This window comes from Variimorphobacter saccharofermentans (genome assembly GCF_014174405.1).
GTDB classification, from domain to species: Bacteria; Bacillota; Clostridia; order Lachnospirales; family Lachnospiraceae; genus Mobilitalea; species Mobilitalea saccharofermentans.
Genome location: NZ_JACEGA010000001.1, coordinates 3,166,243 through 3,178,840, shown reverse-complemented (window position 1 = coordinate 3,178,840; position 12,598 = coordinate 3,166,243). Strand labels below are relative to the sequence as shown.

The 12,598-nt window shown below is 37.8% G+C and carries 8 protein-coding genes; 7 read left to right on the top strand and 1 reads right to left on the bottom strand.

The genetic code is table 11. The features are described 5' to 3' along the window. The first annotated feature begins 179 nt into the window (after nucleotides 1–179). The 3 genes from chvE to mmsB all read left to right on the top strand — a co-directional run bounded on the left by chvE (nucleotide 180) and on the right by mmsB (nucleotide 4,192). The gene (chvE, locus tag H0486_RS13820) at nucleotides 180–1,361 is read left to right on the top strand and encodes a multiple monosaccharide ABC transporter substrate-binding protein (RefSeq protein WP_228353551.1); all 1,182 of its coding nucleotides are present in this window, start codon (nucleotides 180–182) and stop codon (nucleotides 1,359–1,361) included. Between the two features lie 124 nt (nucleotides 1,362–1,485). Beyond that, nucleotides 1,486–3,033: a multiple monosaccharide ABC transporter ATP-binding protein gene (mmsA, locus tag H0486_RS13815; protein ID WP_228353550.1), complete on the top strand. Its 1,548-nt coding sequence runs from the start codon at nucleotides 1,486–1,488 to the stop codon at nucleotides 3,031–3,033. Beyond that, nucleotides 3,026–4,192, top strand: a complete 1,167-nt coding sequence (mmsB, locus tag H0486_RS13810) for a multiple monosaccharide ABC transporter permease (protein ID WP_228353549.1) — start codon at nucleotides 3,026–3,028, stop codon at nucleotides 4,190–4,192. The genes mmsA and mmsB overlap by 8 nt, the downstream gene beginning before the upstream one ends. 164 nt (nucleotides 4,193–4,356) lie before the next feature. Here mmsB and H0486_RS13805 read toward each other — a convergent pair whose 3' ends face one another. Then, nucleotides 4,357–5,172, bottom strand: coding sequence for a helix-turn-helix transcriptional regulator (locus H0486_RS13805; RefSeq protein WP_228353548.1), 816 nt, complete (start codon nucleotides 5,170–5,172; stop codon nucleotides 4,357–4,359). 202 nt (nucleotides 5,173–5,374) lie between these two features. Here H0486_RS13805 and H0486_RS13800 point away from each other — a divergent pair, with 202 nt between their 5' ends. The 4 genes from H0486_RS13800 (at nucleotide 5,375) to H0486_RS13785 (ending at nucleotide 12,310) form a co-directional block, all read left to right on the top strand. Continuing rightward, a complete protein-coding gene (locus tag H0486_RS13800) occupies nucleotides 5,375–7,393 on the top strand; it encodes a glycoside hydrolase family 127 protein (protein ID WP_228353547.1) in 2,019 nt (672 codons plus the stop codon). Between the two features lie 215 nt (nucleotides 7,394–7,608). Beyond that, nucleotides 7,609–8,784 carry a serine hydrolase domain-containing protein gene (locus tag H0486_RS13795; RefSeq protein ID WP_228353546.1) on the top strand — a complete coding sequence of 392 codons (1,176 nt, stop codon included), beginning with the start codon at nucleotides 7,609–7,611 and terminating at the stop codon, nucleotides 8,782–8,784. 176 nt (nucleotides 8,785–8,960) lie between these two features. Next, entirely contained in the window at nucleotides 8,961–10,583 is a 1,623-nt protein-coding gene (locus H0486_RS13790; RefSeq protein WP_228353545.1) for a L,D-transpeptidase family protein, read from the top strand. 317 nt (nucleotides 10,584–10,900) lie between these two features. After that, nucleotides 10,901–12,310, top strand: coding sequence for an alanine/glycine:cation symporter family protein (locus H0486_RS13785; RefSeq protein ID WP_228354442.1), 1,410 nt, complete (start codon nucleotides 10,901–10,903; stop codon nucleotides 12,308–12,310). The last annotated feature ends 288 nt before the right edge of the window (nucleotides 12,311–12,598 follow it).

Sequence of the window (12,598 nt, the reverse complement as noted above, 5' to 3'; positions counted from 1 at the left end):
TATAATCAATGGTGTTATTATATGAACATACAAACACAAACGAAATGTAAAACGAACAAAAACGTAAAAACAAAAGAAATAATTAGAACCATAAATTACGAATTGTTTTGATGTTTGCTATAGAAAAACTATAGTTGAGCATATATCACAAAAAAAGGGTAAAAAATAAGGAGGATTTTATGAAAAGAAGCAATGGTATGAAAAAAGCACTAGCATTGTTATTAGTTCTTGCTATGACAGTATCAATGTTTGTAGGCTGTGGTACAGCCAAGACGGGGACAACCGATGATAAAGATTCATCAAAGACAGAGACAACAACTGAAACAAAAGATGAAGCTAAAGAAGAAGCTAAAGAAGAAGCGCCTCAGACAGGATCTGGAAAATATATCGGTATTTCGATGCCTACACAATCCAGTGAACGTTGGATCAAAGATGGTGCTACCATGAAAGAGATCCTTGAAGCAAGAGGATACACAGTTGACTTACAGTATGCAGAGGATGATATTCCTACACAGAAATCACAGATTGAAAATATGATTACAAAGGGAGCAGAAGTTTTAGTTGTTGCACCTATTGACGGATCTACATTGTCCGACACCTTAGATGCAGCTGCATCCCAAGGCGTTAAGATTATTTCTTATGACCGTCTTTTAGTTAATACAGATGCTGTTTCTTATTATGCAACATTTGATAACAGACGTGTTGGTCAGTTACAGGCAGAATCACTTGTTGATGGTTTAAAGAAACTCAAAGGAGAAGGACCTTATAATATCGAGGTTTTTGCAGGATCACCGGATGATACTAACTCCTTCTATTTCTTCCAGGGTGCTATGGATATTCTTCAACCATTGATTGATGATGGTACAGTTGTAATTCCTTCCAATCAGACTACTCAGGAAGAAGTTGGTACTTTAAGATGGGATGGTGCAGTTGCTCAGTCCCGTATGGATGCATTACTTGCAGCTAATTATACAGATGGTAAGACTTTACATGGCGTATTATCCCCTTACGATGGTATTTCCAGAGGTATCCTTTCTGCTTTAACAGCGTTCGGTCTTACAGGTGACGATCTACCAGTTGTAACTGGTCAGGATGCAGAAGCAGCTTCGATTAAGCTGATTGTAACTGGAGATCAATACTCCACAATTTTGAAAGATACACGTAAGCTTGCAGAAGTAGCAGCTAACATGGTTGATGCCGTTCTTTCCGGTAAGGAACCTGAAATCAATGATACAGAAACCTATAATAACAATGTTAAAGTAGTTCCTTCCTATCTACTTGAGCCATTCATTGTAACAAAGGATAATTATCAAGAATTAGTAATTGATTCTGGATACTTGAAACCGGAAGACATTCAATAATTCTAGTAAAGCTTTTATTACTGAAATGTCGGTTAGAAGATTGAACTAACCGACATTTTAGTATTAAACATTAGGCCATGATTATGACAGGATAAAGTCTGTAGTTAGTAAAAGGAGTGAAAATATGGAACAGTATGCATTGGAGATGCGAGACATAACAAAGACATTTCCTGGCGTTAAAGCTCTAGACCATGTAAATCTGAAGGTGAAAGCCCAACAGATCCACGCACTTGTTGGAGAGAATGGAGCTGGAAAATCAACCTTGATGAATGTGCTTAGCGGTGTTTATCCTTATGGCACATATGAAGGTGATATTGTTATCGATGGGCAGGTATGCTCTTTTAAAAATATAAAAGAGAGTGAAGCGAAGGGTATTGCTATTATTCATCAGGAATTGGCTCTTATTCCACAGCTTTCAATTGCAGAGAATGTATTCCTGGGCAATGAACAGACAGATTTCGGCCCGGTGATCAGCTGGGATAAGACAAGACTTCGTACCATCGAAATGATGAAGAAGGTTGGCTTAAATGAAAGTATTGATACAAGAATACAGGATCTTGGTATGGGTAAGCAACAGCTGGTAGAAATCATTAAAGCCCTTGCCAAGAATGCGAAAATTCTAATACTTGATGAGCCTACAGCTGCCTTAAATGATGATGATTCAAAGCATTTACTTGATTTGCTTCTAGATCTCAAAAAGCAAGGAATTACATGTATAATTATCTCCCACAAGCTAAATGAGGTAACAAGAGTTGCGGATGCGATCACAATTATTCGTGATGGTAAAACAATTGAAACACTAATAAAAGGTGTGGATGAAATAACTGAGAATCGGATCATCAAGGGTATGGTTGGACGTGAACTCGTGGACCGTTTCCCAAAAAGAACGCATAATATCGGAGAGATTTGCTTTGAGGTTAAAAATTGGAGTGCATATGATTCAAAGGATGAATCAAAACTAGTATTAAAGAACATTAATATAAACAGCCGAAGAGGCGAAGTTGTAGGTATTGCTGGTCTTATGGGAGCTGGACGTACAGAGCTTGCTATGAGTATATTTGGTAGATCCTTTGGCAAGAAAATTGAAGGCACCATAATCAAGAACGGAAAAGAAATACAGATTAAGAATGTAAAAGATGCTATCAAACATGGCATTGCATATACAACAGAGGATAGAAAGAGTGCAGGACTTATATTAATAGATAGTATTAAACGTAATATTTGCTTGACGGCCTTTGAGAAAATCAGTAAAGGAATCGTTATTGATGAGAATAAGGAAATACAGGTCGCAGAGGAATACCGAAAGAAGCTAAGCATCAAATCCCCAAGTATTCTTCAAAAAGCCGGTAATCTGTCCGGAGGTAATCAGCAGAAGGTAGTTTTCAGTAAGTGGATTTTTTCTGATCCGGATGTATTGATTTTAGACGAACCGACACGTGGTATTGATGTCGGTGCAAAATATGAAATATACTCAGTAATCAATGAATTGACTGCCAAGGGAAAGACGATAATACTTATATCCTCAGAGCTACCAGAGATTCTTGGTATGAGTGATAGAGTTTATGTTATGAATGAAGGCAGAATCGTTGGAGAATTGAGTTCAGAGGAAGCCTCACAGGAAAATATAATGCATTGCATAATGAAGAGCAATCAGGAGGTATATAATGGATAAGCGTAGTGTATTATTAAAAGGAAATTTACGCCAATATGTAATGGTAATTGCATTAATTGTAGTTATCATATTCTTTCAGATTTTAACTGGCGGTGTATTATTGAAGCCGCTCAATATTTCTAACTTGATTTCACAAAATGCGTATATTTTAGTTCTGGCAATAGGTATGTTGCTTTGTATATTAACCGGTGGTAATGTAGACTTATCCGTAGGTTCCGTTGCCGGATTTGTAGGTGCAATTTCTGCTATCATGATGTTAAAAATGAACATACCAGTGCTGCCTACTGTTATAGTTTCCCTTTTGATCGGTTTCCTGATTGGATGCTGGCAAGGCTTCTGGATTGCATATGTCGGAGTACCGGCGTTCATTGCTACCTTGGCAGGTATGTTAATATTCAGAGGATTGACATTGGTAGTTCTCCAGGGAACCAGCCTTGCGCCCTTACCGGATGGATATACCTTCATGGCATCCGGCTTTATTCCGGATTTCACAGGAGCAGGTAAACTGAATATATTATCAATCTTTTTAGGTATCATTGCATCTGTACTATATGTATTAAGAGAAGTTAACAACAGAAGAAATAAAAAGAAATATGGATTTGAGACTAGTTCCAGCCAAGCCTTCATTGCTCAGATCGTTGCTATAGTGGCCGTTATTAATGCATTTACAATATCCTTAGCATCTTATAAAGGTATTCCTATGGTATTGGTTGTAGTAATTGTTCTGATACTTATCTATTCCTTTATTACTACAAAAACCATTCCAGGAAGACATATCTACGCATACGGTGGTAATATGAAAGCAGCTCAGTTATCCGGTGTTAATACAAAGAAGGTTATGTTCTGGGTATATGCGAATATGGGTCTTCTGGCTGCACTTGCAGGTGTAATATTTACAGGAAGATTGAACTCAGCTACACCGAAATCAGGACAGAACTTTGAAATGGATGCGATTGCTGCCTGCTTCATCGGTGGAGCATCAACCTCCGGTGGTGTTGGTACTGTTGTCGGTGCAATGGTTGGTGGTTTACTAATGGGTGTATTGAACAACGGTATGTCAATCATGGGTATTAGTATCGACTGGCAACAGGCAATTAAGGGCTTTGTACTTCTTGCCGCAGTTGCATTTGATGTATACTCCAAATCTAAATCAAAATAAATTGTGTTAACATTAAGTAGTTATTAATTTGTAATCAATGTTTTATTTATAATGTATATTATAGGATGAAATGAAAAGGGAAGAATTAAGTCATTGTGATTAAGGACTTAATTCTTCCCTTTTCTGTTATATTTCAGTAATAAACTGGTTTATTGATTAATCAACTAATCAGGTGTCTTAGGAAGTCTAGTACAGCTATTGCGATATGCCGAAGGAGAGATACCGGTTACCTTCTTAAAGGCATTTGAAAAATTATGACTGTCTGTATATCCGATGCTGTAACCGATCTGGGCAATCGTTTTATTGGAATTAATCAGCTCTGCCTTTGCATGCTCCATGATCTCCTGAAGCAGATATTGCTTTAGCGAAATTCCTGCAATACTTTTAAAGACAGAGGATAGATATTTTTCATGATATCCAAAATATTCAGAGAGTTCCATAACGCTAATTCTGGTAAAGCGATTCCACTGGACATAGTCGAGAATCGCCTGGTAAAGATGTGCTTTGGTAGTCAGAGTGTCGCCATTTTCTTTACTTTGTATCTGATTATATAGCTCCATTATTAAACCGGTTGCAAGTAAATCCAGAGTATAGCGGTGGTGATATCGTCTGTCGGCCTCTCGCAGCTGATTCATTAAAATAATAATACGTTCGATATTAGGAATTTTACTCTGTTGAGGAATTATGATATCATCCTGAGTAGAGATGCTGGACGGTGTAAAATGAAACCAGAAAAAGGTACAATCGGAAGGAGCATAGCCATACTGCTTATCAGTGGGTGGCATTAGTAAATACTCATCCTTTGATACAACATATTTTCCCTGTGTATCTGCAATATACAGAGTACCTTCAGTAACAAAAAACAACTCATGTTCATTTAAGTTTCTGGTCATATGAATCCATTCACTGGTCGGAGATTTGAATTTTCCACACCAGTGGTAGGTGATCAGATTTTCCATTGATATATGACAGTTTATCATCTTACCTTTTCACACCTTTTACAACCTAATAGTATTTACAACATATATAATAATTGATAATGTTAGATTCATCAAAGAAACGGTATTTTCCTTTATTATTCTATATGATACGAAGCTATAATTCAATCAGAAATTATTAATTATCTTAAGTGTAACATATTACGTATGAAAAAATAACACTTATAATGAAAGGGGTATTGAGATGAATCAGAAGGAATTTAGTAAACCTGTTTCGCTACGAAGAGTTCAGTTAACCGATTCTTTTTGGAAAATGGAAATGGAGCTTGTTAGACAGGAGATGATTCCCTATCAGTGGGATGCCTTAAATGATAGGGTAGAAGGTGCAGAACCAAGCTATTGTATGCGTAATTTTAAGATTGCTGCGAATATTACGAAGCAGAGGGCTGAACTGGGAGAGGCCTACCAGGAGAAAAAGTTTTCTACCGAGATATTTCAACCTCTTCCGGAAGATGAAAATCTGATGGAAGATCGTTTTTATGGATTTCTGTTTCAGGACAGCGATTTCTACAAGTGGATTGAAGCAGTAGGGTATTCTTTAACTCAGCATCCGGATAAGGAATTGGAACGAATTGCAGATGAGGCAATTGAGATTGTATCTGCTGCCCAGCAGCCCAATGGTTATCTGGACACCTATTATATCATTAATAATATGGATCATATTTTTACCAATCTACGCAACAATCATGAGCTATACTGCCTCGGTCATCTGACAGAGGGTGCAATTGCTTATTATGAAGCTACTGGTAAGGATAGACTGCTTAAAGTCGCAGAACGCTATGCAGATTATGTTGAATCCTTATTTGGAGCAGAGGATGGCAAGCTCAAAGGTTATCCAGGACATGAAATCGCTGAGATGGCTTTGGCACGCTTATACGAGACTACGAACAATGAGAAATACCTGAAGTTAAGTAAGTATTTTATCGACGAAAGAGGGAAAAAGCCATATTACTTTGATTCGGAATCGAAAGAAAAAATAAAGGATAAAGATGCCTTACGCTATCAATATTATCAGGCACATTTGCCGGTCAGAGAGCAGACGGAGGCCGTAGGACACGCGGTTAGGGCTGCTTACCTATACTCCGGAATGGCAGATATTGCTCGTTTGACACAGGATGAGAGCCTATATAAAGCCTGTGAGACGATATGGGATGATATGGTGAGTAAAAAACTATATATTACGGGAGGTATCGGAGGAACCCATATTGGTGAGGCCTTTTCCTTTGCCTATGATCTACCGAATGATACAGCTTACGCTGAAACCTGTGCTTCCATCGGATTAGTATTCTTTGCACGAAGAATGCTGGAGATTAAGCCGAATCGGAAATATGCGGATGTCATGGAGAAAGCATTATACAATTGTGTGCTGAGTGGAATGGCTTTAGATGGTAAAAGCTTCTTCTATGTCAATCCGTTGGAGGTACTTCCAGAAGCCTGCCATAAGGATGAAAGAAAATTTCATGTAAAACCAGTAAGACAAAAATGGTTTGGATGCGCCTGCTGTCCACCAAATCTTGCACGAATTATCAGCTCAATTGCCTCCTATGCTTATACAGAGACAGAAGACACCCTGTTTGTACATTTGTATATGGGAAGCAGAATAAATAAAGTCGTTCAGAACAATGACGTTTCCATTGACATCACCTCCTCCTTCCCCTGGGATGGAGCAGTAACGGTTCAAGTGGATGCAGCGAAACCAACTACAATGACCATTGCTCTTCGTATACCAGAATGGTGCAACGAATACGAGATTAATGCGCCATCAGGAGATGTGGTAGAGAAGGACGGTTATTATTATATCACAAGGGAATGGAACGGTACGGAGACAATAACAATGAATTTCCCAATGAAGGTGAAAAGAATATACGGCAATCCGATGCTGCGTGAGAATATCGGGAAGGTAGCAATAACCAGAGGCCCGATTGTTTATTGTATCGAAGAAGCGGATAACGGCAACAACCTTCATTTAGTTACATTACCAAAGGAAGCACAGTTATCAACCCATACGGATCATCGATTTGGCTATGAAGTAACAATAATCAAAGGTACGGGCAGAAAATTAAAGCTCACAGCATCCTCATCCAACGAGCTGTATCATGGTTCGGAGGAAGAGCAATTCGAGGATATTAATTTGACATGGATACCTTATTATACTTGGGCTAATCGGGGAGAAGGAGAAATGATGGTCTGGATCAGACAATAACTCCTCAATATTCGTCTGTATCTGTGTGAATAGAATAACTGATTTTTAGACATAGCCTATAATATGTATGAGAAGGATAACTCCCATACGTATAATGGCTATGTCTTTTCTCATTATATTTATATTTTAATATAGGCATAAATGTGGTATATTACAGTTAGTATAATGGAACGTGTATATAACATCAATTACAATGGTATGATAGGAGGATATCTATGTTAAGAGGCGAGGAAACTAAGCAAATAAAAGAGGCAATTAGCGGTAGTATTGCAGAGAATTATATTGCCGGAGCGAATTTATTGGTGATTAAGGACGGGCAGGAAGTGTATTACCATGAGGATGGATTTGCAGATAAAGAAGCCCGCTCACCAATAAAGAGGGATACTATCTTTCGGTTATATTCCATGAGTAAGCCAGTAACTGCCGCTGCTGCTATGATTTTGCTTGAGCGTGGCCTTATTGATTTATATGAACCGGTAAGTAAGTTTTTACCTGGTTTTGCAAATCAAAAGGTGGCTGAACATGATGCCCTGGTTTCTGCTGACCGAGATGTAACAATTAAGGATTTACTGTCCATGACTTCTGGCCTGGTATATCCTGGTGATGATAAAGCAGGTAAGGATACAGCAGAAGTGTTTCTGGAGGTAGATCAAAGACTGTTGGGCGATAACCCCATGAGTACACAGGAAATAGCCAATAAATTAGGTGGCTGTGCGCTTGCTTTCCAGCCGGGGACTAGTTGGCAATATGGAAGCTCAGCAGATGTGCTGGGTGCTGTTATTGAAGTGGTAAGTGGTCAAAGCTTCGGAGAGTTTTTGCAAAAAGAGATTTTTGATCCTCTGGAAATGAAAGACACCGGCTTCTGGGTACCGAAGGATAAAATGAACCGTTTAGTGAAAACCTACGAGGATGATGGTGAGGGCGGATTAAGAGTTTACTTGGGTAATAATTTAGGAATCAATCAGCAAATGGACCGTAAACCTGCCTTTGAATCCGGTGGAGCCGGTCTGGTTTCTACTATCGATGATTATGCGAAATTTGCTACCATGTTGATGAATCAGGGCAGCTTAGGTGGTAGACAGATATTAAGACCTAAGACAGTTGAATACTTTACTACAGCAAGGTTAAATGAAGCCCAGCAAAAGGGATTTGATAACTGGCTGACCTTATGTGGTCATAGCTATGGTAATTTGATGCGTATCATGACCGATAGCAGAAAAGCCGGAGATATGGGCATAAATGGTGAGTATGGCTGGGATGGATGGCTCGGTGCATATTTTGCCAATATTCCATCGGAGAATTTGACGATGTTATTCATGATACAAAGAACCAATGCGGGAACCAACTCCTTAACTCGTAAGCTTCGCAATATCATACTTAGTTCATTATAATTTTTCTAATCCGTACGGATAAGTGCTCCCATTTTTATTGGGATGCAATTATTAATTCAGTAACACAATTAGTTAAAAGAAAATTAATGAAACTGACCTAAAATAAACATATTTAATGAATAGTATGATAATCGGAACACTATAAATCATGATATATAAATATAGTAAGGAGTTTTATGAAAGCGAGAAATTCAAATAGAAGTAAGACAAGCTTAAGAAGAGTTAGCAGAAGAGCCAGACGAAGAAAGCTTCTGTTAATAGCTGGAGCAGTAATAATACTGCCCTTGATCGGTTTGTACTTTTTTGTTAGCTTGTATTACCATAATCATTTTTTTAGTAATACTAGTATTAATGGAATTGATGCTTCCAATATGACTCTTGAGGAGGCGGAGGATGCTATTAATGCTGAGGTAAAATCCTATCGCCTTACAATAGAAGGCAGGAATGATATAATGGATGCCATCTATGGAGAGAATATCGGTCTACATACCGTGTTTGAGGGTGGTATTGAGAGATTACTGGAGGAACAGAATGCATATGCCTGGCCACTTTCCCTGATGAAAAGCCATGAATTATCAATCAATACGATGTTGGAATATGATGAGTCGATTTTGAAGCTATACATTGATCAGTTAAGCTTTTTTGACGAGGCCAATGTAATTGAGCCGGAAAATGCCTATTTATCCGAGTATGGAGAGAATGGATATGAGATCATTCCAGAGAATCCAGGGGCAAAGATCAAAAAAGATATGCTTGAGGAAGCCATTGTAAAAGCCATTCTATCATTAGAGCCTAAGCTTTCGATTGAAGAGGCTGGCTGTTATGAAAAACCGGAATTACTTTCTGATTCTCCTCTCCTGGTTAATGCTCTTAACGAATTAAATCGAATTGCTGGAGCGAAGATTACCTATGAGTTTGGAGAAGTCACTGAAGTGTTAGATGGCAGTCAGATTAGTAAATGGTTATCAGTTGATGATAACTTCAAAGTGCACTTTGAGAAGGAGAAGATAAAGGAGTTTGTTGATTATATTGGAAAGACGTATAATACCTTTGGAAAAGCACGTGAATTCAAAACCTCTTATGGCGATGTAATTACTGTGAAAGGCGGCGATTACGGCTGGTGGTTAAATCGTGCTCAGGAAGAGAGTGAACTAGGTGAGTTAATTGAAAGTGGAAGTCAGGTAACAAAAATCCCGGCTTATTATCAAACAGCACAGCGATATGGTGAGGATGATATTGGAGATACCTATGTTGAGATTAATCTTACAGCGCAGCATCTGTTCTTCTATCATGAGGGTGAGCTGATTGTAGAAACGGATTTTGTATCTGGCAATGTATCTAAAAACTATGGTACTCCTACAGGAACCTATCCAATTCAATACAAGGAGAGGAATGCTACCCTTGTTGGTGAAGATTATGAGACTCCGGTAGAATATTGGATGCCATTTAATCGAAATATTGGTTTGCATGATGCACCTTGGAGAAGTGAATTCGGAAAGAATATATATTTGACTAGGGGTTCCCATGGATGTATCAATATGCCTCCGAAAGCAGCTAAGAAGGTATATGAGAAGATTCAAAGAGGAGTGGCAGTAATCGTATATGAGTTACCGGGAACCGAGAATTACGAGGTAAAGGATAAAGCGACTCAGGAAAAAAAAGAGAAAGTCAGTGAAGTAGAGAATAATGAAAGTAAGATAGAAGACAACGCGGATAGTGGTACAGAGAATAATACAGAAAAGACTTCTGAGAAAGCTTCCAAGAAAAAGAGCAAAAAGAAAAAAGCAGCGGAAAATTAATATTCTATTATGTTCGTAATGGTTCTGTATGGAGTAAATCAATGAGGATGTTTAGTTTCAGGGATTATGGTAAGCCGTAATCCCTGAATGTATTTTGTAATGTATTTTAATAACCTGGTTAATTAGGAAATATATATGATAATATAAATTCTTGTAAACTATATTAATAACAACAATGAAAGATCAATAATTATATTTCAAAGCAATTCTGGGTATTGATAGTTACTAAAAATCATGATAATATAACTTGTATTGCTTTAACGCATCAATGTATCAATATAATAAACATCATTGACTACAATAAGATTAAGAGGAGAATAATTATGAACCTGAATGACTTTATAAATTGGCTGGATGGTATTGTATGGGGACTTCCGCTGATTATATTAATTATGGCCGTAGGTATCTATTTAACGATTCGACTTAAGCTGCTTCAAGTATTACATTTACCCAAGGCTCTAAGATTTATGGTTAGTAATGAAGAGGGAGGAACAGGAGAGGTTACCAGTTTTGCCGCTCTATGTACTGCTTTGTCCGCAACTATAGGAACCGGAAATATTGTTGGTGTTGCCACTGCCATTGTTGCAGGAGGACCAGGAGCTCTATTTTGGATGTGGGTAGCAGCCTTTTTTGGTATGGCGACAAAATATGCAGAAGGCTTACTGGCTATTAAATTCCGTAAGATTTCGGAGGATGGTCATGTATTAGGAGGACCCTTTTACTACATAGAATTAGGAATGGGATCTCGTTTTCGCTGGTTAGCGAAACTATTTGCTTTTTTTGGTGCTTGTGCAGGCATGATGGGGATCGGAACATTCACCCAGGTACATGGTATTACTACGGCGGTAAGTAATTTTATATCGAACAGTAATTCACGAGTAATCTCTATCTTTGGAATGGAGTATTCCGTGGCAATAATTGTAACAGGATTAGTAATTACTCTGTGTGCAGGTCTTGTTATTATCGGTGGAATTAAGAGAATCTCTAATTTTGCTCAAATAGTTGTACCTTTTATGGCTATAATATATGTTGTAATAACCGTAATCTTATTAATTAACAATGCAAGTGCAATTCCAGGAGCACTAGTAGAGATTTTTCAAGGAGCCTTTGGATTTAGAGCAATTGCAGGAGGAGCTTTGGGTGCAATGATGGTTGCTATGCAAAAGGGTATTGCCAGAGGAATCTTCTCTAATGAATCCGGATTAGGAAGTGCTCCTATCGCAGCGGCAGCAGCTCAGACTAAGGAACCAGTAAGACAAGGTTTGGTTAGTATGACGGGAACATTTATCGATACCATTATCATTTGTACAATGACCGGTTTGAGTATTGTTATTACAAAGAGCTGGAATATTGGATTGGATGGAGTGGCAGTTACGGATGCTGCTTTTCAAACAGGTCTTCCCTTTGATCCTAGAGTGGCATCATTTTTATTAATGCTGTGCTTAATCTTTTTTGCATTTACCACAATTATTGGCTGGAATTATTATAGTGAACGTTGCATGGAGTATCTGACCAATGGGAATCAAAAAGCAGTTTATGTATTTCGTTGGCTTTATATTGCAGCAGTGTTTATTGGCCCATATATGACGATACAGGCTGTATGGGGTATTGCAGATATATTTAACGGACTAATGGCATTTCCAAACTTGATCGCTCTATTTGCATTAAGTGGAGTGATTATTAAAGAAAGTAATGATTATTTTAAGAAAATAAAGAATAAAAAATAGTTTGGGAACCGATAAGCATGGTGGTATTTGCCATGCGGATTGTATAACAGTCTCTTCGATAAAATACAGAATAATTATAAATTACTCGGGAGAGAAGTGTCTGTTGATAGACACTCCTCTCTGTTTTATTATTCAACTTAGACAATTAACTTGGTTATAATCATTTAATACCTGATTAAAATATGCTATATACATAGGGTTATCAATCTAGATACATAAATTGTGATTGTTTGTTTTGTTTCACATTTGTATAATATAAGAGAAAATGACAATTATTGCAGTATAGTA

What these genes read in the sequence shown, in the direction of transcription:
- chvE (WP_228353551.1), top strand. Translation starts at nt 180, where the DNA reads ATGAAAAGAAGCAATGGTATGAAAAAAGCACTAGCATTGTTATTAGTT.
- mmsA (WP_228353550.1), top strand. Translation starts at nt 1,486, where the DNA reads ATGGAACAGTATGCATTGGAGATGCGAGACATAACAAAGACATTTCCT.
- mmsB (WP_228353549.1), top strand. Translation starts at nt 3,026, where the DNA reads ATGGATAAGCGTAGTGTATTATTAAAAGGAAATTTACGCCAATATGTA.
- H0486_RS13805 (WP_228353548.1), bottom strand. Translation starts at nt 5,172, where the DNA reads ATGATAAACTGTCATATATCAATGGAAAATCTGATCACCTACCACTGG.
- H0486_RS13800 (WP_228353547.1), top strand. Translation starts at nt 5,375, where the DNA reads ATGAATCAGAAGGAATTTAGTAAACCTGTTTCGCTACGAAGAGTTCAG.
- H0486_RS13795 (WP_228353546.1), top strand. Translation starts at nt 7,609, where the DNA reads ATGTTAAGAGGCGAGGAAACTAAGCAAATAAAAGAGGCAATTAGCGGT.
- H0486_RS13790 (WP_228353545.1), top strand. Translation starts at nt 8,961, where the DNA reads ATGAAAGCGAGAAATTCAAATAGAAGTAAGACAAGCTTAAGAAGAGTT.